We start from the raw sequence: 22021 nt of genomic DNA on the forward strand, positions 1-22021 counted from the left end.
GCTCCGGCCGACGGCGGTACGGCGGTACGGCGGCGGCCGGGTGCCCACCGGGCTCGCCGCCGGGGCCGGGATCCCGGCCCGGCTCCGCGACCGGGCCGAGGACACGGGAGGGGCGGTTTGTCCCTCGTCCGTGGGGGGACCCTGCGCCCATGAGCGAAAAGCCAGGCCGTCGTCGGATGGGGCAGAACCGGATGCTGTCGCTGCTGGACGCCCTGGAGCGTGATCCCAGGGCGGATGCGGCGATCGACGCGCTGACCAGGGGTGTGCGGGCCCTGCCGCTCGGCCGCGTCCGGGACGGGCTGCACGGCAGGTGGCTCGGCCATCCCGTGCACCCCCTGACGGTGCAGGTGCCGATCGGCAGCTGGATGTCCGCCGCGGTGCTCGACCTGTGGCCCGGCCGCTCCCGGGGGGCCGGCCTGCTCGTGGGCGTGGGACTGGCGGCGGCCGGTCCCGCCGCGTTGACGGGCGCGGTCGACTGGTCGGAGCTGCGCAGCCGGCAGAAGCGGGTGGGGCTGGTGCACGCCGTGGCCAACACGACGGCCGTGGCCCTGTACGGCGCCTCGCTCCTGTGCCGCCTCACCGGGCGGGCTGGAGCGGGCCGGGCGACGGGGTTCCTCGGGCTGACCGCGGTCGGGCTGGGAGGCATGCTGGGCGGCCACCTGGCCTACCGGCAGGCCGCCGGTGCCAACCACGCCGAAGAGGTGCCGTACGTCGTCGGGGAGGGCTGGCACCGGATCGGCGGCGTCGACGAGTTCCCCGCCGGGCAGCCCGTGCGGCGCACCGTGGACGACGTGCCGGTCCTGGTGGTGCGCGAACCCGGCGGGACCTTCCACGCGCTGGCCGAGCGGTGCAGCCATCTGGCGGGGCCGCTGTCCGAGGGCACGGTCGCCGACGGGTGTGTCCGCTGTCCCTGGCACGGCAGCGTCTTCCGGCTCTCGGACGGCTGGAACGTCCGCGGCCCCGCCACCGCCCCCCAGCCCGCCTTCGACACCCGCGTCGTCGACGGACATGTGGAGGTCGCCCTGCGCCGGGAGGACGGGACGGAGGAGCCGGCCGGCCGCGGAGCGGACGGGACACCGGCGGGGACGGCGACGGAAGAGGGCAGGGGCCGTGGACACAGCGACTGACGAGCGTTTCGCAGACCGTCTGAAGCGACGGCTGCGCCGCACCGGACGCACCTACGCGGCGGGGGCGGAGCGACCGCTGCGTGGCTATCTGACGGCCATGACCGCCTTCGGCGTGTACACGGCGGCCTGGGCGACGGTCGTGAGGATGCGGGGGCGGCCGCTGCCGGACCGGCCCGTGCCCTGGGACGTGGCGCTGACCGCGGTGGCGACGTTCCGGCTGAGCCGGCTGCTGAGCAAGGCGTCGGTGACCAGTCCGCTGAGGGCGCCCTTCACCACCTTCCACGGTCCGCAGGGGCCGGCCGAGCTGCACGAGGAAGCACGGTCCGAGGACGGCAAGGAAACCGTCGGTGAGCTGCTGACCTGCCCGTTCTGCATGAGCGTCTGGGTGGCCTCGACCCTCACCGCCGGGCAGCTGCTCTGGCCGCGCGCCACCCGCACCACCATGGGGGCACTCACCGCGCTGGCCGGCTCGGACGCGTTGCAGTTGGCCTACGGCGCGTTGGTGGACAAGACGACCGGTGAGTGATCCCGCCCGTCCCGCGCGCCCGGGGAGGGCGGCGCGGGACGGGGAAGGCCCCGACGGTGGGCGTGTCCTGGCGTGCCGGCGGGAGGCAGATGCCGTCCCGCGGCGGTGGCGCGGGCCCGGGGCGGGCGGTCACCGTCCCGGGGCCCGACCGGGCACGGCGGTCCGCGCCCGACCGGGGACAACCGGGCGCAGCCGTCCGCGCCCGTCATGCGGCACGGGGCGCATCATGCGGCACGGGGCGCGCCGGATGCCTACCGTTGGGCGTCGTGCCGTTCCGACAGCTTCAGCATCAGCAGCGAGCAGCCGGCGAGCGCCATCAGAACGATCCCCACGACCACATCGGTCACCTGCGTGCCGTCGAACACCACGGTCTTCTGCAGGCTGAGGGCCCACGGGGAGACGATCATCCATGCGCCGGCCAGCAGCACGACCACGTCCGGCCACTTCCCCGGGTACCACATGAACCGGGCCCCCGCGATCATCAGCACGATCAGCCCGACCCCCAGCTCGTTGCGGTGGGCGTCCTTGGCCGTGGTGGGAACTCCCGCGATCCACGGAGCGATGATCAGCACCAGTGCGCTGAGCAGCATCAGCAGTCCGATGATCTGTTGCCGTTGTGCCCTCATCAACGACGCCCGGGAGCGGGTGAGCCCGGGCTGGGCGGGGTCTGGCTTGTGCACGGCTGTCATGTCGACGACCTCCATCCGGCAGGGAAGCTGCGCCCCGAGTACCCCATCCCCGCGACCGGCACCGCGTGGGCCCCGGCTTCAGTCGCCGTGGCACTCGCCCGTCGCGTCCGGGACCACCGCCATGGCTGCCCGGTCGGCACCGGACGCCGGTTCCCTGCGGGGGCCGCGACCGCTTCGGTCCCGGCGAGGGCGGCCCCGCGGTCGCACCGGTGCCGCCACGATCAGGCCCTCGACGGATCCCTCCCGTACGGAGGAGGAGCGGGAGGCCGTGAAGGCGTCGTGTCCCGTCGTCGGCCCGGGAGCCCGGCTCCCGGACCGTACCGCCCGTGAAGCTCAACTCGGCATCCTCCGGGGCCGGTTCGCATAGGTTGGGGGCATCGGTCACCCCAGCCACAGGAGGCTCAGCCGTGTCGGAGGACATCGCCCAGGACAGCGCCGGCTTCGCGATGCGGGCGCGCATCGACACGACCACACCGCACTCGGCGCGCTTTTGGAACTACTTCGTCGGCGGCAAGGACAACTACGAGGTCGACCGGGAGATAGGGGAGCAGATCAAGGGGATCTTCCCCGGACTCGTCGACGTGGCGCTCACCAGCCGGCAGTTCCTCGGGCGGGCCGTCCGCCATCTCGCCGGCGAGCGGGGGATACGGCAGTTCCTCGACGTCGGCACCGGGCTGCCGACCGCCGACAACACGCACCAGGTGGCGCAGCGCGTCGCCCCCGACGCGCGGATCGTGTACGTGGACAACGACCCGATCGTCCTCACCCACGCCCAGGCCCTGCTCACCAGCACGCCCGAGGGCGCGACGGCGTATCTCGACGCCGATCTGCACGACCCCGAGGCCGTGCTGCGGGCCGCCGCCGGAACGCTCGACCTCTCCCGGCCCGTCGCGCTGATGATCCTCAACACCCTCGGCCATGTCGCCGACTACGCGCAGGCCCGTGACCTGGTGCGCCGGCTCATGGCGGGGCTGGCCCCGGGCAGTCACCTCGTGATCAGTGACAGCACCGCCACCAGTGAGGGCATGATCGCGGCCTCCGACGCGTACAACTCGAGCGGCGCGGTGCCGTACCACGTGCGGGACGTCGCGGAGATCGCCGGGTTCTTCGAGGGCCTGGAACTGGTGGAGCCGGGTGTCGTACGGGTGCCGGAGTGGCGGCCGGACGCGGCGGGGACCGAAGAGGCCGTGGGGGCCGTGGACGCCTACTGCGGGGTGGGGCGCAAGGCCTGAACCCCGGCGCGGGCGACCACCGGGGCATGGCCTCGCCTCCGGCCGGGGCGCCTCGCGTCGCGCGAGGGCGGGCGGGGCGGGGCGGGGCGGGGCGGCGGGCACTAGGGTCGGCTCATGACGACTGCAGAGAACAACGGCGCTCCTTCTCCCCTCGATGTCGAGATCGGCGCCCTGAACGGCGGTTCCGCCGGCCTGGCCCAGTACGCGGGCCGGGCCGTGCTCGTCGTGAACGTGGCCTCCAAGTGCGGGCTGACCCCGCAGTACACCGGCCTGGAGCGGCTGCACGAGCGGTACGCCGAGCGGGGGCTCACCGTGCTCGGCGTACCCTGCAACCAGTTCCTCGGGCAGGAGCCGGGCAGCGCCGAGGAGATCGCCGAGTTCTGTTCGGCGACGTACGGCGTGACCTTCCCGATGACCGAGAAGGTGGAGGTCAACGGGGAGGGGCGGCACGCGCTGTACGAGCGGCTGGTCGGCTTCGCCGACGGTGAGGGGCACAGCGGGGACGTCCGCTGGAACTTCGAGAAGTTCCTGATCGGGCGGGACGGGGAGGTCGTGGCCCGCTTCTCGCCGCAGACCGAGCCGGAGTCGGCGGAGGTCGTGGCGGCGGTGGAGCGCGCCCTCGCCTGACGCCCGCCGCTGACCGTGTCCCCGGGGCGGGGGTGAGCCTCTTTGTCGCCGGGCGGAAGGGCCGTCCGGCGACGGGCCCCGGTGGGCCGAGCCGGGAGGCCGCGGGACGAGGGGCGGAGGACCGGGGACGAGCCCTCTCGGCTAGGACGGCGATCTGGTCGAGAGGGCCCCGTCGGCGCCGGTGACGGCAGCCGGTCCGGTCAGTCCTTGACCAAGGCCACGAAGGCGCTCCAGGCGTCCGCGGGGAAGGCCAGCTTCGGCCCCTCGGGGATCTTGGTGTCCCCGAGCTCCAGCGCTTCCCCGGTGGTCGACCTGACCATCACGCACGCGCCGTTGTTGTTGGTGTAGGAGGACGTCGTCCACGTTTCCGTGGCGCCCAGACGAATTGCCATGTTCGCTCCGTAGCCAGATGCTGAGTTGCTGTCACCGGCCTGCGCATTCCGGCATGGACCCGCAGAACGGATTACGCCAACCCCCGCTGGCGGTTGGCGTGATCGACGTTACTCGCCGACATCCGTTTCCGGAGCAGTCGTTCACTCGACCGGATGGCATATTCCAGAAGGGTCTTCCAGTCAGTCATGACAGGGGTGTACCATCCCGCCTTCACTCGACCGGGTTCAGCGTGCGTAGTCCTTGGCGAGGCGTTCGACGAGCTGCCGGGACTGTTCCACGTTCAGCGACTGGGCCCTCAAGTGCTCGTACATCACCGTGTACTTCTGCACGTCGTGCGGCTTCTCCAGGTACAGGTCGCTGGTCACGCCCTCGATGTAGACCACGCTGGAGTCGGCGGCGTCGGCGAACTCCAGGATGGAGTACTGGCCGTTGATGCCGGCGTGCGCGCCGACCTCGAACGGCAGCACCTGCACGGTGATGTGCGGCAGCTGGGACAACTCCATGACGCGCTCGAGCTGTTCCCGCATGACCTGCCGGCTGCCGACCACCCGGTGCAGCGAGGCCTCGTCCAGCACCACCCAGAGCCGCAGCGGGTCCTTCTCGGCGGTGATGCGGCTCTGGCGGCGCAGCCGCACCTCGACCCGCTTGTCGTTGTCCTGCTCCGACGACTCCGGCGAGCCGCCCCGGATGATGGCCTCGGCGTACGCGCGGGTCTGCAACAGGCCGGTGATGATCTGCGGTTCGTAGACCCGCAGCGACTCCGCGTCCGTCTCCAGGCCGATGTAGACGCTGTACGGGATGTCACCGAAGGCGTGCCACCAGCCCTGCTGGCGCGAGTCCTTGGCCATCTGCATCAGCGAGTCGACGATCCGCTGGTCCTCGACCTCGTAGACCCCGCACAGGTCGCGGACGTCGCGCTGGCTGATGCTGCGCCGGCCGTTCTCCAGGCGGCTGATCTTCGACTGCGACACCAGCAGCCGCTCCGCCACCTCCTCGGCCGTCATGCCCTTCAGCTCGCGGAGTCGGCGCAGCTCCTGGCCCAGCCGGCGCCGCCGGACGGTGGGATTGACATTGGACGCCACGGGACGTGCACCTCCGGCTGCGTGCCTCGTACTTGCCACTTTGCGTGTCTGCTGTCGAGCAGACTGCCACCAAGGTGCTTCCTACCGCTGGGAAACGGTGGATATACGACGGGTACACGCCAGTTCACGGCTCCGCGGCGGGTACCGGCACCCGTCGCGGGCGCGCCGAGCGGGGCGGGGAGAGCCCGTGTGCTCCCTCCGCCCCGCTCGGACTGCGGCTCCCGTGACCGGGTCTGTGGTGCCGTGGATCCGTGAGGTGCCGTGCCGTGCCACCGGCCCCGGGGACGTGGGGCTCAGTGGGCCACGGCGCGTGCCATGGATCCGTGGTGCGATTGCGCCGGAACGCCACGGACGGGTTCCGGTGCGTCCCTGCCGCCGGGGGAGGCCTGACGGCCGGCCGGCGGGACAGGGCTGCGTCGCGGCTGGACCGCCACGCCGTTCTGGACGTCCATCACGGCGTGCGCGACGAGTCCGCCCATGGGGTCGTGCCTGATCAGATCCCGCAACCGGGAACGCGAGGAGCGTCCCTCGTTCCCCGGGTACAGGTGCTTGCCGAGGCCGACCGCGTGCGCCAGTGCGGCGAGCGCCGCGGTCCGCGGGTCCGGCGGGACGCCGGTGCGGATCGCGGAGTCCAGCCGGGCCCTGATCTCCCGGCTGATCTCGGTGTCCGTCGCCTGGTAGCGAGTCGTCGGCAGCACCCCGCACATCTGTCCCGCCACGGCATGCACCATGCCGCACCGCTCCAGATGCGAGAGGTAGGTCTGGCGGAGCCCGAGACGCGGCCCGCCGATCCAGTGGACCGCCCGCACGGGAGCGCCACGCCTTCGCAGCAACTCCAACGCGCAGTCCAGTGTTGGGTCTCCAGTCGGCCGTGGCACGACCACGGCGATACGATCCCCGTCTGGGGCTATCCGTCCGGCCAGCGCCAGCTCCACTAGCTGTGCTCCGGCCAGACCGAGGTCGAGCGACTGCGGCTGTGCAGTGGTACCCGTGGTCGGGTCCAGTGCCAGCAGCAGAAGCTCTTCCGGAAGTGTTCTGCGGCTCCTGCCCATCCATGCCTCCCCGCGTGGATGAATGACAGGGTGACCCCTCTCACATTGGTCTGTCGAGGGTGCGTGACCAGTTCGTAAGGGAACCGGTAGGTATGTCGTTCTCGTCTACCACCCGGGGCAAGCCCGCACACAGGACACTGGTACATGGTTCGGACAGCGCTGCGGAGCGTTGTCGCGGGCGGCGGTTCACGGTTCGGTTGGCCCACGCGAGGCGTGGGGCGCATGGAGGAGGCATCGGTGGCGGGCGAGTTCCCCGACAGGTCGAAGCAGCGCGAGTCGTCGGCGGAACCGACGTCGGGGAGCGCGGGCACGGTTCCCGGGAAGCGGGATCCCCGATTGGCGGTGGCCCGCGGGGAGACGTCCGCGAAGAGCCGCGGGAGCGCCGACACGGCCACTCGGGTGCTCTCGGTGCGCGAGGCGGCGGAGGACGCGGCGGAGACCGGGAACGAATCCTCCGTCAGGCGTGACGATTCCGCGCCGGAGGGTGACGGACCGTTGCCCGCGGCGGTGGCCTCGTGGGCGCGCCCGGCGGACTCCGGCAAGGACACGGACGCGGGGGCTGACGCGGGGACTGAGGCGGAGGACGCCTCCGCCGAGGACGAGGCACGGAAGGCCGGGGACGGGGGGCGGAAGGCCCCGGAGACCGCCACGGACGGCGCGAGCCCCGACGCGGGCGACGAGACCCGTACGGACGCGCAGGACGCCCCCGGGGAGACGCCTGCCACCGAGGGGACGACGAAGACCGAGGACGCCCGTACGGACGCGGGAGGCGACTCCGGGCAGGGGGCCACCGGCTCCGGGAAGCCCGAGACCGTGAGCGCTCCGGACGACGGCACCCCGGACGCGCAGGCGTCCCCCGGGGAGGATGACGGTCCCGGAGAGGACAGCGGCCCCGGAGAGGGCGGGTCCGGCGTCAAGGCCAAGGGCCCCGTCGACCAGCCCACCGCCGTCTTCAGGACGGGGCGTCCCTCCGCGCCGGCCGTCGATCAGCCCACCACCATGCTCAAGCTGGGGGACGCGAGGGCCGAGGCCGAGCCGGAGCCCGAGGCCCAACCCGAGGCCGAGCCGAAGTCCGAAGCCAAGCCGAAGCCCGAAGCCAAGCCGAAGCCCGAAGCCAAAACCAAGACCGAGCCGAAGCCCGAAGCCAAGCCGAAGCCCGAAGCCAAACCCAAGACCGAGTCAGGGTCCGGATCTGAGGCCGACTCCGAGGCCGACTCCGAAACCGAGACCGAGTCCGAGTCCGAGGCCGAGCGGACCAGCAGGTTCGTGGCGCTGAAGGCGCTGGACGAGCCCGGTGTCCGCACGCCGCCGCGCGGCGCGGACGCCGCCACGAGCGCCGTCCCGCAGATCGGGCCGGAGCGGACGACGCAGCAGCCGCTGCCGCCCAGGCCGCCGCTGGACCTGCTGGCCGAGCTGACCAACACCCCGCCGCCGCCGCAGACCCCCCTGCGGACCGCCGTGCGGCGGGTCAAGATCTGGACGCCGCTGGTCCTGCTGCTGCTGGTCGTCTTCGCGGTCGCGCAGAGTTTCCGCCCGCTCCCGACGCCCACCCTGGAGCTCACCGCCCAGGACGGCTACACCTTCGAGGGCGGCAAGCCCGACATCCCCTGGCCGGCCGAGGGACAGGCCGCGCTGGACGTCGACGGCATCGGCAGCTTCGGTTCCTCCGGTGAGCAGAAGCCCGTGCCGATCGCCAGTGTCGCCAAGGTCATGACGGCCTACCTGGTCCTGCGCGACCACCCGCTCAAGAGCGGCGCCGAGGGTCCGATGATCGAGATCGACCCCACCGCCGAGAAGCAGTCCGACGCCGGCCAGGAGTCGACCGTCAACGTCACCGCCGGTGACGAGATCTCCCAGCGGGAGGCGATCGAGAGCATCCTGATCGCGTCCGCGAACAACGTGGCGCGGTTGCTCGCCCGCTGGGACGCGGGGTCCGAGAAGGCGTTCGTCGAGAAGATGAACGACGCCGCGAAGGACCTCGGCATGACCAACACGACGTACACCGACCCCTCGGGCCTGAACGACACCACCGTGAGCACCGCCGTGGACCAGGTGAAGCTGGCCAGGGCCGCGATGAAGCAGCCCGCGTTCCGCGAGGTGGCCGCGATGATGTCGTACGACGACTACAAGGGCGTCAACCACTCCAACTGGAACCAGCTGGTCGGCAGCAACGGCGTCGTCGGCATCAAGACCGGCACCACCACCTCCGCGCTCGGCAACCTCGTCTTCGCGGCGAAGAAGGAGATCGGCGGTGAGACGCGGACCGTCGTCGGTGCCGTCGTGCGCCAGCCCGCGGGCGGCGACGACAACACCATCCTGTCCGCCGCCCTCACGGCGGGCGACGACCTGATCCGGGCCGCGCAGGGGGCCCTGGAGTCGGCGACGCTCCTGAAGAAGGGCACCGTCGTCGGGTACGCGGACGACGGCCTCGGCGGCCGTACGCCCGTCGTCGTCACCGAGGACGTCAAGGCCGTCGGCTGGGCGGGGCTGTCGGTGAAGCTGACGTTCGCCGGGGACGAGCTGCCGCACAGCGCGGCGGCCGGTACGAAGGTGGGCACGCTCACCGTGGGCGACGGCAGCAGCAGCGCCGTCAAGGTTCCGGTGGCCCTCCAGCAGGACCTCGTGGAGCCCGGCTTCACGGACAAGCTGACGCGCATCACCTGATCCGGAGCCGGCGCGGAGCCGGTACGACGGGCGGACGCACGCGCACCCCGTCGGTCGTCGCCCCACCCGGGCGCCGGCCGGCGGGGTGCGTGCTAGCGTCGCGAAACGGACAGGAAACGGTCGGGGAACGGGACACGGGGAGTGCCTTCAGGTGGCCACAGCGGAGCCGAGACGCGCCGACGACGCCGATCCGGGTCCGGGACCCGGCCCGCGAATAACCGTGCCCGGGACATCGCGCCCTCCCGAGGCCCCGGGGGGCGCTGAGGACCCCGGAGGCACCGGGGACCGCGCCGGGGGCGCCCCGGGCACCGTCAGGGCCGCCGTCCTCGCCGTGCGCGCCCGCATGCTGCGGCACCCCGTGCTGTCCGTCACCGGTCTCGCCGGCCTGCTGCACATCGTCTGGTTCTTCACGTTCGCCAACAGCGGCGGCGATCTCGCGGCGCAGGACGCGTGGGCCGAGTTCGTCGGCCGGCACCCGGACTCCGCGTACAACCTGGCCTGGTACGGCGGCATGCACCCGGTGTCGTACAGCGTGGTGTCCCCGTACCTGATGTCGCTGCTCGGGGTGCGGACCACGATGATGATCGCGGGGACGGTGTCGGCCGGGCTGCTGACGCTGGTGCTCATGCGCGGCCGTGCCGTGCGCAATCCCCTGTGGGCGGCGCTCGCGGGCGTGTTCGCGCTGCTGTGCAACGCGGCCTCGGGGCGGGTGACGTACGGCCTGGGCACGATGTTCGCGCTCGGCGCGGTCGCCGTCGTCTTCTGCTGGCCCTACCGGTGGCGGTACAAGCGCTGGGCGAAGGCGCTGTGCGCGGCCCCGCTGGCGGCGCTGGCCACGATGGCCTCGCCGGTGGCGGGACTGTTCGTGGGCCTGGTGGCGGTGGCGCTGTTCCTGCAGAAGCGCCTGCCGGGCGCGTGGGCGCTGGGGCTGGCGCCCGCCGCGGTGGTGGCGGTGTCGGCCTGGCTGTTCCCGTTCTCGGGGACGCAGCCGATGGGCTTCGGCTCGGTGATCCTGCCGCTGGTGTACTCGGTGCTGGTGTACGTCCTGGTGCCGCGGGAGTGGAGGACCGTACGGATCACGGCCGCCGTGTACGGGCTCGGGGTGGTGCTGGTCTGGGTGATCAGTTCGCAGATCGGCTCGAACATGACGCGGCTGGCGATGCTGTTCGGCGGGGTGGTGCTGGTGGCCGCGCTGCCGTTCGCGGTGCCGAGGTCCCGCAAGTGGTACGCGATCGTCGTCGCCTTCGCCGGTTTCACCGGCTGGATCGGCTTCAAGTCGGTCGACGACGTCGTGCACACCACGCCGACCGCGTCCTGGGCGCGTGAACTGGCGCCGCTGGTGAACGAGCTGCAGGAGGTCGGCGCCGAGCGGGGCCGGGTGGAGGTCGTCCCGGCGCGCTCGCACCGCGAGGCGTCCGCGCTGGCCCCGTACGTCAACCTGGCCCGCGGCTGGAACCGGCAGGCCGACATGAAGCGCAACCCGCTCTTCTACGACGACACCCTCAACTCGGCGAACTACCACGAGTGGCTCAAGCGCTGGGCCGTGCACTTCGTGGTGCTGCCGAAGGACGAGCCGGACGGCGACGGCGGCCAGCGGGAGCGGGAGCTGGTCCAGCGGGGGCTGCCGTACCTGAAGCAGATCTGGGGCGACGCCAACTGGCAGCTGTTCGAGGTCACCGAGCCGGCCCCGCTGGCGGAGCCGGACACGGTCGTGGAGCGGGCCGAGCAGGGCGAGCTGACGATACGGGTGGAGAAGGCGGGCCGGATCCTGATCCGCGTCCCCTACTCGCCGTGGCTGGGCCTGGTCGACGCCGAGGGCAACGCGCTCGAGCCGCCCCAGGAGACGCGGGAGTCCCGCAACCGCCCGGACGACGAGCCGAACACCTACGAGAACGTCAACGGCTGTCTGATGGAGACGGAGGAGGACGCGCACGGCGACCGGTGGACGATGCTGCTCGCGCCGTCGCCGGGGACGTACCGGCTGGGCGCCCCGTACCAGTGGGACCGGGGCACGCCCTGCCCGGAGGAGCTGCGCTGACCCGTCGGCCGGGCCCGCCGGCCACTCCTCCACTCCGTTCATGGACGTGAACATAAGTCAGCGATCCGAACATTTTACGTGCTCTTGACCTGACGCTCGCTTGTCGTGCTCGCGCCAACCCGCCCAGGATGAGCGGGCACTTCGCACCCTTCCCCGTCCCTACCCCGCTCAGGCGAAGTGCCAACCAGCTGAGTGGAGTTCACAAGGCGGACCCTGGAAGGGGGGACATGAACAGTCTCGACTGGGCGGTGCTCATCGGCTACTTCGCCGTGATGGTCGGCATCGGAGTCTGGTCGCACAAGCGGGTGGACAACGTCAGCGACTTCTTCACGGCCGGCGGCAAGATGCCGTGGTGGCTCTCCGGTATCTCGCACCACATGTCGGGGTACAGCGCGGTGATGTTCACCGGCTACGCCGGCATCGCCTACACCTACGGCGTGACGTCCTTCGTCACCTGGTCCTTCCCCATCGCCCTCGGTATCGCCATCGGGTCCAAGCTGTTCGCCCCGCGCATCAACCGGCTGCGCTCCCGGCTCCACGTGGCCTCACCGCTGGAGTACCTGAAGAACCGCTACGACCTGAAGACCCAGCAGGCGCTGGCCTGGTCCGGCATGCTGCTGAAGATCGTGGACGTGGGCGCGAAGTGGGCGGCGATCGCCACCCTGCTGTCCGTGTTCACCGGTGTCTCGCTCAACCAGGGCATCCTCATCACGGGCGTGGTGACGGCGGTCTACTGCACCATCGGCGGCCTGTGGGCGGACGCGCTGACCGAACTCGGCCAGTTCGTCATCCAGTTGCTGGCCGGTCTCGCGATGTTCTTCGCCGTGCTGGCCGAACTCGGCGACCACGGCGGCTTCTTCGGGGTCTGGGACCAGCCGGAACTCCAGGGCCACGGGAAGCCGCTGGTCGGGCCGTACGGCACGGTCTTCCTGCTGGCGTTCCTGTTCATCAAGCTGTTCGAGTACAACGGCGGCATGCTCAACCAGGCCCAGCGCTACATGGCCACCCCCAACGCCCGCGAGGCGGAGCGCTCGGCACGGCTGTCGGCGGTGCTGTGGCTGGTCTGGCCGCTGGTGCTGTTCTTCCCGATGTGGATGTCGCCGCTGCTGGTGGAGTCGCAGAAGGGGGACGGCTCCGACTCCTACGCCCTGATGACCGAGCAGCTGCTGCCGCACGGCCTGCTGGGGCTGGTCATCGTCGGCTTCTTCTCGCACACGATGGCCATGTGCTCCTCGGACGCCAACGCCATCGCGGCCGTCTTCACCCGGGACGTCGCGCCGGTGCTGTCGGCGAAGGCCCGGATGTGGGGAGAGCGTTCGGGTCTGATCGCGGCCCGCGTCACCACGGTGGTCTTCCTCGGCCTGTCCATGGCGGTCGCGACCCAGGTCAACTCGCCGGCCTTCAAGGACATCATCACGGTCGTCATCAAGTGGGTGGCCGGACTGATGGGGCCGATCGCCATCCCGATGATGCTGGGGCTGCTGCGGCCGTTCCGCCGCTCCGGCCCGACGGCGGCGATCACCAGCTGGGGCATGGGCCTGCTGGCCTTCTGGCTGGTGAACTACCCGATCCACTGGGCCGTCGACGGCGGTGTGCCGCTGGAGTACCAGGTCTCCATCCCGCTGGCGGTCTCGCTGGTCCTGTACGTCCTGATCGGCTTCGTGAAGCCGGAGGACACCCCGGAGCGGCTGGCGGTCATCGACCGCGTCAACACCGACGGCGACGACGACCCGGCCGCGGCGGCGGTGCCGGACCGGACGGAGGAGGCACCGGGCGGCACACGGGCCCCGGTGAAGGACTAGCGGGCCCCGGCGAAGCGCTGGACGGCCCCCGGCCCGCCCGGACCGGGTACCGGGCGGGCCGGGGGCCGTCTCAGGCGCCGCGCGGATACCGCGCCAGCCATGCCGGGGACGAGCCCGCGGGTCCGTGCAGGGAGGGCCCCTGGGTCATCTCCATGGCGAAGTCGTCGGCGAGTTCCAGGATCGTGGGACGGCCCTCCAGCTCGGCCAGCCAGGCCGGCGGCAGGGCCGTCTCGCCGTGCAGCGCCCCGAGCAGCCCGCCGGTCAGCGCCCCCGCGGCGGCGCTCGGCCCGTCCTGGTTGACCGCCAGGCACAGCCCGTGGCGTACGTCCTCCCCGACCAGCGCGCAGTACACGGCGGCGGCGAGCAGCCCCTCGGCGGTGGCGTCCCCGGTCAGCTCCGTCACCCGTTCGGAGGTGGGCATCCCCTGCCGTACGGCACCCAGCGCGCGCTGGAGCGCGTCCGACACCGGCTGGTGTTCCGGCCGGGCGGCCAGCAGCGCGAGCGCCCGCTGCACCGCGGTGTCCAGGCTCTCGCCCCGGGCCAGCGCGTGCACGATCACCGCGTACGCGCCCGCCGTGAGGCAGGCGACCGGGTGGCCGTGGGTCTGCGCCGCGCACTCCACGGCGAGCTGGGCGACGAGCTGCGGCTCCCAGCCGACGAGCAGTCCGAAGGGCGCGGAACGCGCGGCGGCCTCCGGCCCGGCCGCGCCGGGGTTCTTGGGCGCCGCCGGTGTGCCCATGGTCTCGTCGCCGAGCCCGAGCAGCAGCGCGCGGTCCGGGTCCCGGCGGGCGTAGAGCCATTCCTCCCGGGCCAGCCACCCGTCCTCCGCGCGCCGCTCGTCCGGGCCCCAGTCGCGCTGGGTGGTGGCCCAGCGCAGATACGCCCGGTGCAGATCGGTGGGCGGGTGCCAGGCCCCGATGTCGCGCCGCACCTGGGCGCGGATCAGGCCGTCCACGGAGAAGAGGGTGAGCTGGGTGTGGCGGGTGACGGCTCCGCGCCGCCCGTGGGCGGGGGCGAGGTCGGCGACGCCCGCCGCGCCGTACGCCTCCCGGATCCCGTCGATCCGCATCCCGTCGACGGGCGCGCCCAGCGCGTCCCCGACGGCCACCCCGAGGAGGGTCCCGCGCACCCGGCTGCGGAAGTCCTGCTGTTCACGACGCCCCCACACGGGCCCGGCAGTACCAGCCACCAAGACCTCCCGGGCAGCGTCCGTACGTACGACGCCCAGCACTGTAATCGACCGGGACGGTCACTTCAGGGGGTGGAACGGTATGCGGAGTGTGACCGGACTGATCGGAAGTGGTCAGGTATCGGCCACGCCGGGTGACATGGCATGGGCGACCGCGTCCCGCTGGGCGCGTGCCCACGCGTAGGACGGGTTGAGTTCCAGGGCGCGGTCCAGGGCGGCCAGCGCCTCCGCGGGGCGGCCGAGGCCGAACAGCGAGGCGCCCCTGCTGGCGTACGCCGACGCGTACTCGGCGTCCAGGGCCAGGGCCCGGTCGTAGTGGGCCAGCGCCTCCTCGTCGCGGCCCGCGGCGCGCAGCGCGTCGCCGCGCTCGCAGTGGGCCCAGGGCGAGTCGGGCTGCAGGGCGACGGCACGGTCCAGGTCGGCCAGCCGGCGCCCGGGATCGTCGAGCGCGCGCCACACCCGGGCCCGGCGGATCAGCGCCCACGGGTAGTCCGGCTTGAGTTCGAGCGCCCGGTCGAGGGCGGTGCGCGCGGCGGCCGCCTCGCCCCGGGCGAGGCGGGCGGCGCCGAGGGAGGCCCACGCGTAGTCGTGGCCGGGGTCGAGGGCCACGGCACGCTCCAGGTCGCGCACGGCCTCGTCGTTGCGGCGCAGGGTACGCAGGCACTCTCCGCGCAGGCCGAGGCTCTGGGCGTCGTCCGGTGCCAGCTCGAGGGCCTTGGTCAGATCGGCGACGGCGGCCTCGTAGTCGCCCCGCACGAGCCGGGCCACGGCCAGGCCGCGGCGGGCCCGCGCCGCCAGGCCGGGGGGCAGCGCGAGGTCCCGGCCCCCGGCGCCCGGCGTCCGCGGCCGGTAGGAGGCACCGGGCTCCGTACGGGGGCCGTGGCCGTGGTCCGCCGGCGTCGGCGTCGGCGCACCGTCGTCATCGTCCGGGAGAGGCGCGCCCACGCGATCGTCCGGGGACGGCGCGTCGCCGCGCTCACCCGGCACGGGCGTGCCCTCGCGGTCGTCCGGCACCGGGCGGCGGCGGACGCGGTTCCCGGGGCCGCCGCCGGGCACGACGACGCCCGTGTTCCCCCGCCCCCCGGCCACCACGACGTCCGGCGGCGCCCCGACCGTGTACCACTGCCCCGCCCCGACGGCCGCCGCCCCCGCGGCTCCCTCCGGCGGCGCCACCGGCGGCCGCCAGTCGCCGCCCAGCAGCACTTCCAGGACGGCCTCCGTGCCGCCCCCGGTGAGCACGGTCGACAGCCGGCTCCCCCACACCGCCTCGGCGGGCAGGCCGGCGTCCCGCCCCGCGTCCTCCAGGACCCGCACCCACCGCCCCGCGACGGCCCCGCCCCGGTCGCACGCCTCCACGAGGTCGCGCAGCACCTCGGGGAGCGCGTCCCGGTCCCCCGCGCACAGCCGGTGGTACGACTCCGCGAGCCGTAGTTCGCGCCACCGCTCGTCCGCCCACAGCTGCCCGGTGTCCCGCCCGGCCCCGCACTCCGTACGCCATTGCCCGAACACCTCCGCCAGCCGGCGCTGGCGCTGCGCCCAGCCGCGCGGGGAGCGCCCGCGCTGCAGCCGCAGCATCGGGGCCCGTACGACGTCGTGGTAGCGCAGGCGGGCCGCCCGCTCGTCGGTGAAGGGCAGGCCGCACACCCAGGCGTACAGCTCGTCGAGCTGCTCCTCGGAGCAGTCGGCCGCCGCGCGGAACACGTCCGCGTCCAGCCAGCGCGGCAGCGCGCCCGCGAGGGCGGCGGACCTGCGCACGGCGTCCTGCTCCCACTTCAGGAACCGTTCCACGGCGGTCGCGCTCGGGTCGTGCACGTCGTCGGGGCCGGCCGGCCGGGTCCCGGCGAGGGTGGAGACGAGGACGGGGAGTCCGCCGGTGAGCCGCAGGACCTCGGTGACGACCGGTTCCGCCGTGACGCCCCGGGCGGCGAGCAGACCCCGCGCCTCCGCCTCGGTGAACGGTTCGAGCGGCACCGCCGTCATGAAGTCGGCGAAACCGCCCCAGTGGGCGGGGTCGAGGGGGCGCTGCCCGGCGGTGACCACGACGACCGTCGCGGGGAGGGTGCCGTGCCGGTCCGTGGTCATGACGTCGTGCAGCCAGGCGTCGAGGTACCGGCCGGTGCGCTCGTAGGTGTCGAAGAACAGGACGATCCAGGGCGCCGCGGTGGCGGCCTCGGTGAGTTCGCTCGTCAGCGCGGGGGTGAGGGCGCTCTCCGGGTCGAGGACGAGCTGCACGTCCTCGTGGCTGCGGAAGCGCGCGCCGAGCCCGGCGCGCAACCTGTCGGCCCCCTGGGCGAGTTGGGCGGGGTCGAGGACCGCGGTGAAGGCACCGGCGCCCGGTATCAGCCCGAGACCGGCGAGTCCGGCCCGCGCGACCGCCATGCTGCCGGCGGACGGGGCGGCGGGGCCGGTGGGCGATCCCGTGCCCGGCTCGGGTTCCAGCGCGGCGAGGACGGCCAGCTCCGCCTCGTGGCGGCGCTCGCGGTGGGCGGCCAGCTGCCGGTCCAGTTCCTTCAACCGGCGCCCCTGCGCCGTGAACTGACGACATATCACCGCCAGCGCCTCCGGCACGCTGCCCGCGCTCTCGTCGACGTACGCCGTCAACGCGCCGCGCTCCCGGGCGATCTGCTCGAACTCCCGCAGCAGGAAGGACTTCCCGACGCCCGCGTTGCCGTGCACGTGGAACAGGAAGCGGTGGCGTCCGTCCTCGGGCGGGGTGTCGAGGTTCGCCCGGAACAGCTCGCGTTCGACGCTGCGGGCCACCAGCCCGGCGCGCCGGCGCCGTTGGACGAGCTGCTGCATCGACAGCCGTTCCTGCGCCACGCGCCCCACTCCCCACCCGTGTTCCGACCGGCCCCCATTCTGGCCCACCCCGCGCGGGATACGGGCCGTCGTACGGGGAAGGGAACCGCCATGGCCGACACCACCGCACGCGGGGCGTTACCCCTCACCGCCACCCTCCTCACCGCATCCGTCGCCCTCTACATGGCGCTCGTCGCCCTCGGCAACATCACGGACTTCGGCACGAACCAGGAATTCGTCCGCCATGTCCTGGCCATGGACACCACGTTCAAGGACGAGGACCTGATGTGGCGGGCGATCACGAACGAGGGCGTGCAGGACGCCGCGTACGTCGCGATCATCGTGTGGGAGACCGCCGCCGCGCTGGTCCTGGTCCACGGCACCTGGCTCTGGGCCCGCCACGACCACGCGCGCGCCCGCCTCGTCTCCACCTACGGCCTGCTGATGGTGATGCTCCTCTTCGGCGCCGGCTTCCTCGCGATCGGCGGCGAGTGGTTCGCGATGTGGCAGTCGCGGGACTGGAACGGCCTGGACGCGGCGACCCGGGTCCTCGTCCTCAGCGGCGTGGTCCTGCTGGCCAACCACCTGCCGGGGACGCACGGCGGGGGAAGGGACGCCCCCTGACCCGGCGGTCCTACTCGACCACCCGTACCGGTGTGCCCGCCGTGCCGAAGGTCCACAGGGCCCGGCCGTCGTTCTTGGAGACACGGATGCCGCCGGTCCGCGTGGCCGGTTCCGGGGGCGGGGGCGAGGAGCCGTCGACCGCGTTGGAGAAGGCGACGAAGACGTCCGCCTTCGCGGCGAAGTACATGATGTGCTCGATCGCCACGCCGTCGCTGCCGGTCGTGGCCTCGGTGCGGGTGCCGATCTCGTAGGCGCCGGGATCCGGGGACACCGTGCCCGGCCAGACCGCGAAGGAGCGGCGGGGCGCGTCACTGGCGTCGACCAGCCACACGCGCTTCTGCCCCAGGGAGTAGACGATCCGGCGACCCGTGCCCGAGTCGGCCGGCACCGCCGCCGGCTTCGTCTCCCGCGGCTTCGCGGACGGCTTCGCGTCCGCGGTCGCCGACGCGCTCGGCCGGCCGGTGGCGGCGGTGGGCTTCGTCCCCTGGTCCGCCTGGACGGCCAGGACGGCCACCACGGCTATCGCCCCCGTGGTCAGCCCGGTCACCCAGGCCCACGAAGGAAGACGGGCAGACACCGGTACGCATCTCCTCAGCTACGGATCCCAGAGACCATGGGTCGGATCATCCTACTGCCCGTCCCGTCCGGTCCCCGCCCGTCTCAGTCCAGCACCGGCAGCAGGTCCGGCAGGTGTCCGTCGGAGGCCTCCGCGGCGCGGCGGCGCTCCTCGGGGACCTCGCCGTACAGGGTCGTGCGCGGCTTCGCCGGGCGGCCCGCCGCCTCCGCGACCGCGACGAGGTCCCGGACCGACTTGTACGAGCCGTAGGAGGAGCCCGCCATGCGGGAGATCGTCTCCTCCATCAGCGTGCCGCCCAGGTCGTTCGCCCCGGAGCGCAGCATCTCCGCCGCGCCGTCCGCGCCCAGCTTCACCCAGCTCGTCTGGATGTTCGGGATCCAGGGGTGCAGCAGCAGCCGCGCCATCGCCGTGACCGCGCGGTTGTCGCGGACCGTCGGGCCGGGGCGGGCGATGCCGGCCAGGTAGACCGGGGCGTTGGTGTGCACGAAGGGGAGGGTGACGAACTCGGTGAAGCCGCCGGTGCGCTGCTGGATGCCGGCCAGGGTGCGCAGATGGCCCAGCCAGTGGCGGGGCTGGTCGACATGGCCGTACATCATCGTCGAGGACGAGCGGATGCCCAGCTCGTGGGCCGTGGTGACCACCTCGGTCCAGGTCGCCGCCGGCAGCTTGCCCTTGGTCAGGATCCAGCGGACCTCGTCGTCGAGGATCTCCGCCGCCGTGCCGGGGATGGTGTCCAGGCCGGCTTCCCCGGCCGCCGTCAGCCACTCCCGGATCGACAGGCCCGTCCGGGTGGCGCCGTTGACCACCTCCATCGGGGAGAAGGCGTGCACGTGCAGGCCCGGGACGCGTTCCTTCACCGCCCTCGCGATGTCGAAGTACGCCGTCCCCGGCAGGTCGGGATGGATGCCGCCCTGCATGCAGACCTCCACCGCGCCCACGTCCCACGCCTGCTGCGCCCGGTCGGCCACCTGCTCCAGCGAGAGCGTGTACGCGTCGGCGTCCGTGCGGCGCTGCGCGAAGGCGCAGAAGCGGCAGCCGGTGTAGCAGACGTTGGTGAAGTTGATGTTGCGGGTGACGATGTAGGTGACCTCGTCGCCGACCGCCGACCTGCGCACGTCGTCGGCCACCCGGCACAGGGCGTCCAGCGCGGGGCCGTCCGCGTGCAGCAGGGCGAGCGCCTCCGCGTCGGTGAGCCGCGTCGGGTCGTCGGCGGCCGTGCGCAGGGCCGCGCGCACGTCGGTGTCGATGCGCTCCGGGACCATGCCGGGGGCGGCGGCCTCGCGCAGGGCGTCCCAGTCGCCGTACACCTCGTCGAAGTCGTCGCGGCGGTCGGCGGTGCGGCCCTCGGTGTCGATGGTGCGGTGCAGGTCGGTGCGGCCCCTCGCGGTGAACGCCTCGTCGGGCTCCTGCCAGGGGCGGCCCTCGACCACGGCGTCCGGGAGGGCGAGGCCCGTGGCCGGGTCGGCGAGCGCGGCCACGTGCGGGCGCAGCCGCGGGTCCAGCCAGGGTTCGCCGCGCCGCACGAACTCCGGGTAGACGCAGAGGCGTTCACGCAGCTCGAACCCGGCCGCCCGGGACCGCTCGGCGAGTTCGTCGATCTGCGGCCAGGGGCGCTCGGGGTTGACGTGGTCGATGGTGAGCGGGGAGACCCCGCCCCAGTCGTCGATGCCGGCCGCGATCAGCCGCTCGTACTCGGCGTCGACCAGGTTCGGCGGCGCCTGGAGGCAGGCGGACGGGCCGAGCACGTGCCGGGCGACGGCGACCGCGGCGAGGAGTTCGTCGAGTTCCGCGTCCGGCATGCCGCGCATCGCGGTGTCCGGCTTGGCGCGGAAGTTCTGGATGATCAGTTCCTGGATGCCGTGGTGGGCGCGGGAGACCTTGCGGAGGGCGAACAGCGACTCCGCCCGCTCCTCGTACGTCTCGCCGATGCCGATGAGGAGGCCCGAGGTGAAGGGGACGGAGGAGCGTCCGGCGTCCTCCAGGACCCGCAGGCGGACCGCCGGCTCCTTGTCCGGGGAGCCGTGGTGGGGGCCGCCCGGCTCGGACCACAGGCGGGTCGCGGTGGTCTCCAGCATCATCCCCATGGAGGGCGCGACGGGCTTGAGCCGCTGGAAGTCGGTCCAGGTCAGCACGCCGGGGTTGAGGTGCGGGAGGAGTCCGGTCTCCTCCAGGATGCGGATGGAGACGGCGCGGACGTAGGCGATCGTGTCGTCGTAGCCGTGCGCGTCGAGCCACTCGCGCGCCTGTGGCCAGCGGTCCTCGGGCTTGTCGCCGAGGGTGATGAGGGCCTCCTTGCAGCCGAGGGCGGCGCCCCTGCGGGCGATGTCCAGCACCTCGTCCGGCGACATGAACATCCCGTGCCCGGCGCGGCGCAGCTTGCCGGGCACGGTGACGAACGTGCAGTAGTGGCACGTGTCCCGGCACAGCCGGGTCAGCGGGACGAAGACGCTCTTGGAGTACGTGATGACACCGGGCCGGCCCGCCGCCTCGAGCCCCGCGTCCCTGACCCGGGCGGCCGAGGCGGCGAGGTCCTGAAGGTGCTCACCGCGCGCCTGGAGCAGGACCGCCGCCTCGGAGACGTCCAGGGAGACGCCGTCCCGGGCGCGTCTGAGAGCGCGTCGCAGGGCGTTCTCGGTCGGGCCGCCGGTTCCGTGGGTCGCGGAAGTCGTCATCCCCTGAGCATACGTTCGAGGTGATCAGGCCCCCTCCCGGCGGACGAACGACTGGTACCCGTCCAGGGCCCGCAGCACCTCCGCCTCCCCGGCGGGCGGCAGCTGCAGCACGACCTCCTCGATGCCGAGCTCGGCGTAATGGGCCAGCTTCCCCGCGCTGGGGCGGACGGCGTACGGAACGACCTGGAGGGCGCCGGGGTCGCGGCCCGCGTCGGCCCAGGCGGCGCGCAGCACGGGCAGCGACTCCGACAGGCCGCGCCCGCCGATGGGCAGCCAGCCGTCGGCGTACTCGCAGATGTGCGCGAACAGCTTCGGGCCGGCCGCGCCGCCGACCAGCGTGCGCGGTCCGACGACCGGGCCGCGCGGCTTCTGCACCGGCTTGGGGTGGGCGAAACTGGCCCGCACGCTGCCGAACTCCCCCTCGTACGCGGTCGGTTCCTCCGCCCACAGCGCCCGCATCAGGCCCATCCGGTCCCGCACCAGCGCGCGCCGGGTGCGCCACCGCACTCCGTGGTCGTCGGCCTCCTCCGCGTTCCAGCCGAAGCCCAGCCCGAGGGTGAAGCGGCCGCCGGAGAGGTGGTCCAGGGTGGCGACCTGCTTGGCCAGGTCGATCGGGTCGTGCTGCGCGGCGAGCGTGATGCCGGTGCCGACGCCGAGGCGCTCGGTGACGGCCGCCGCCTGCCCGAGCGCGACGAAGGGGTCCAGGGTGCGGCCGTACTCGCGGGGCAGTTCCCCGCCCGCCGGGTAGGGGCTGGTCCGCTCGACGGGGATGTGCGTGTGCTCGGGCAGGTACAGCCCGGCGAAGCCCCGCTGCTCCAGCTCACGGGCGAGCCGGATGGGGGTGATCGTCTCGTCGGTGAGGAAGATCGTGACGGCGATGCGCATGGCGGCCTTTCGTTTCACGGACGAGGACTCCTCGCTGCCGGCG

At 73.1% G+C, this 22021-nt stretch carries 17 protein-coding genes; 8 read left to right on the plus strand and 9 right to left on the minus strand.

Going from position 1 to position 22021, the window contains the following annotated elements; translation table 11 throughout:
* Positions 1-149 precede the first annotated feature (149 nt).
* Together ACF07S_RS08040 and ACF07S_RS08045 are read left to right on the plus strand one after the other, a co-directional pair.
* Positions 150-1127 carry a Rieske 2Fe-2S domain-containing protein gene (locus tag ACF07S_RS08040; RefSeq protein ID WP_391963702.1) on the plus strand — a complete coding sequence of 326 codons (978 nt, stop codon included), beginning with the start codon at positions 150-152 and terminating at the stop codon, positions 1125-1127.
* On the plus strand, positions 1111-1653 hold the full coding sequence (locus ACF07S_RS08045) for a DUF1360 domain-containing protein (protein WP_391963703.1): 543 nt from the start codon (positions 1111-1113) through the stop codon (positions 1651-1653). Before ACF07S_RS08040 ends, ACF07S_RS08045 begins: the two co-directional genes overlap by 17 nt.
* 251 nt (positions 1654-1904) lie before the next feature.
* Here ACF07S_RS08045 and ACF07S_RS08050 read toward each other — a convergent pair whose 3' ends face one another.
* Positions 1905-2342, minus strand: coding sequence for an SPW repeat protein (locus ACF07S_RS08050; protein ID WP_391973713.1), 438 nt, complete (start codon positions 2340-2342; stop codon positions 1905-1907).
* A 446-nt stretch (positions 2343-2788) separates the two neighbouring features.
* Here ACF07S_RS08050 and ACF07S_RS08055 point away from each other — a divergent pair, with 446 nt between their 5' ends.
* A complete protein-coding gene (locus tag ACF07S_RS08055; protein ID WP_391973812.1) occupies positions 2789-3574 on the plus strand; it encodes an SAM-dependent methyltransferase in 786 nt (261 codons plus the stop codon).
* Positions 3575-3688: 114 nt separating this feature from the next.
* On the plus strand, positions 3689-4201 hold the full coding sequence (locus ACF07S_RS08060) for a glutathione peroxidase (protein ID WP_391963705.1): 513 nt from the start codon (positions 3689-3691) through the stop codon (positions 4199-4201).
* Between the two features lie 200 nt (positions 4202-4401).
* On the opposite strand, the gene ACF07S_RS08065 is transcribed toward ACF07S_RS08060, so the two are convergent.
* The 3 genes from ACF07S_RS08065 to ACF07S_RS08075 form a co-directional block, all read right to left on the minus strand.
* Positions 4402-4593, minus strand: a complete 192-nt coding sequence (locus ACF07S_RS08065) for a DUF397 domain-containing protein (protein ID WP_391963706.1) — start codon at positions 4591-4593, stop codon at positions 4402-4404.
* Positions 4594-4818: 225 nt separating this feature from the next.
* On the minus strand, positions 4819-5676 hold the full coding sequence (locus ACF07S_RS08070; RefSeq protein ID WP_391973714.1) for a helix-turn-helix domain-containing protein: 858 nt from the start codon (positions 5674-5676) through the stop codon (positions 4819-4821).
* A gap of 293 nt (positions 5677-5969) precedes the next feature.
* Positions 5970-6728: a GPP34 family phosphoprotein gene (locus tag ACF07S_RS08075; protein WP_391963708.1), complete on the minus strand. Its 759-nt coding sequence runs from the start codon at positions 6726-6728 to the stop codon at positions 5970-5972.
* Positions 6729-6950: 222 nt separating this feature from the next.
* Here ACF07S_RS08075 and ACF07S_RS08080 point away from each other — a divergent pair, with 222 nt between their 5' ends.
* From ACF07S_RS08080 to ACF07S_RS08090, 3 genes are all read left to right on the plus strand, one after another.
* Entirely contained in the window at positions 6951-9392 is a 2442-nt protein-coding gene (locus tag ACF07S_RS08080; protein WP_391973715.1) for a D-alanyl-D-alanine carboxypeptidase, read from the plus strand.
* Positions 9393-9543: 151 nt separating this feature from the next.
* Positions 9544-11430, plus strand: a complete 1887-nt coding sequence (locus ACF07S_RS08085; protein ID WP_391973716.1) for an MFS transporter — start codon at positions 9544-9546, stop codon at positions 11428-11430.
* A gap of 227 nt (positions 11431-11657) precedes the next feature.
* Complete coding sequence (locus ACF07S_RS08090) at positions 11658-13232, plus strand: sodium:solute symporter family protein (RefSeq protein ID WP_391963711.1); 1575 nt, start codon at positions 11658-11660, stop codon at positions 13230-13232.
* 70 nt (positions 13233-13302) lie between these two features.
* Here ACF07S_RS08090 and ACF07S_RS08095 read toward each other — a convergent pair whose 3' ends face one another.
* Together ACF07S_RS08095 and ACF07S_RS08100 are read right to left on the minus strand one after the other, a co-directional pair.
* Positions 13303-14421 carry an ADP-ribosylglycohydrolase family protein gene (locus ACF07S_RS08095; RefSeq protein WP_391973717.1) on the minus strand — a complete coding sequence of 373 codons (1119 nt, stop codon included), beginning with the start codon at positions 14419-14421 and terminating at the stop codon, positions 13303-13305.
* A gap of 114 nt (positions 14422-14535) precedes the next feature.
* Complete coding sequence (locus tag ACF07S_RS08100; protein WP_391973813.1) at positions 14536-17220, minus strand: tetratricopeptide repeat protein; 2685 nt, start codon at positions 17218-17220, stop codon at positions 14536-14538.
* 111 nt (positions 17221-17331) lie between these two features.
* Here ACF07S_RS08100 and ACF07S_RS08105 point away from each other — a divergent pair, with 111 nt between their 5' ends.
* Positions 17332-17844: a DUF2165 domain-containing protein gene (locus ACF07S_RS08105; protein ID WP_391963713.1), complete on the plus strand. Its 513-nt coding sequence runs from the start codon at positions 17332-17334 to the stop codon at positions 17842-17844.
* Positions 17845-17854: 10 nt separating this feature from the next.
* Here the strand turns inward: ACF07S_RS08105 and ACF07S_RS08110 are convergent, their stop codons facing one another.
* From ACF07S_RS08110 to ACF07S_RS08120, 3 genes are all read right to left on the minus strand, one after another.
* A complete protein-coding gene (locus tag ACF07S_RS08110) occupies positions 17855-18421 on the minus strand; it encodes a hypothetical protein (RefSeq protein WP_391963714.1) in 567 nt (188 codons plus the stop codon).
* An 83-nt stretch (positions 18422-18504) separates the two neighbouring features.
* On the minus strand, positions 18505-21093 hold the full coding sequence (locus ACF07S_RS08115) for a bifunctional FO biosynthesis protein CofGH (protein ID WP_391963715.1): 2589 nt from the start codon (positions 21091-21093) through the stop codon (positions 18505-18507).
* A gap of 24 nt (positions 21094-21117) precedes the next feature.
* Positions 21118-21978 (minus strand): LLM class F420-dependent oxidoreductase, encoded by an 861-nt coding sequence (locus ACF07S_RS08120; protein WP_391973814.1) that lies wholly within the window; start codon positions 21976-21978, stop codon positions 21118-21120.
* Between the last annotated feature and the right edge of the window lie 43 nt (positions 21979-22021).

Source organism: Streptomyces sp. NPDC016640 (assembly GCF_043076215.1).
In the GTDB taxonomy this organism is placed as follows: Bacteria; Actinomycetota; Actinomycetes; order Streptomycetales; family Streptomycetaceae; genus Streptomyces.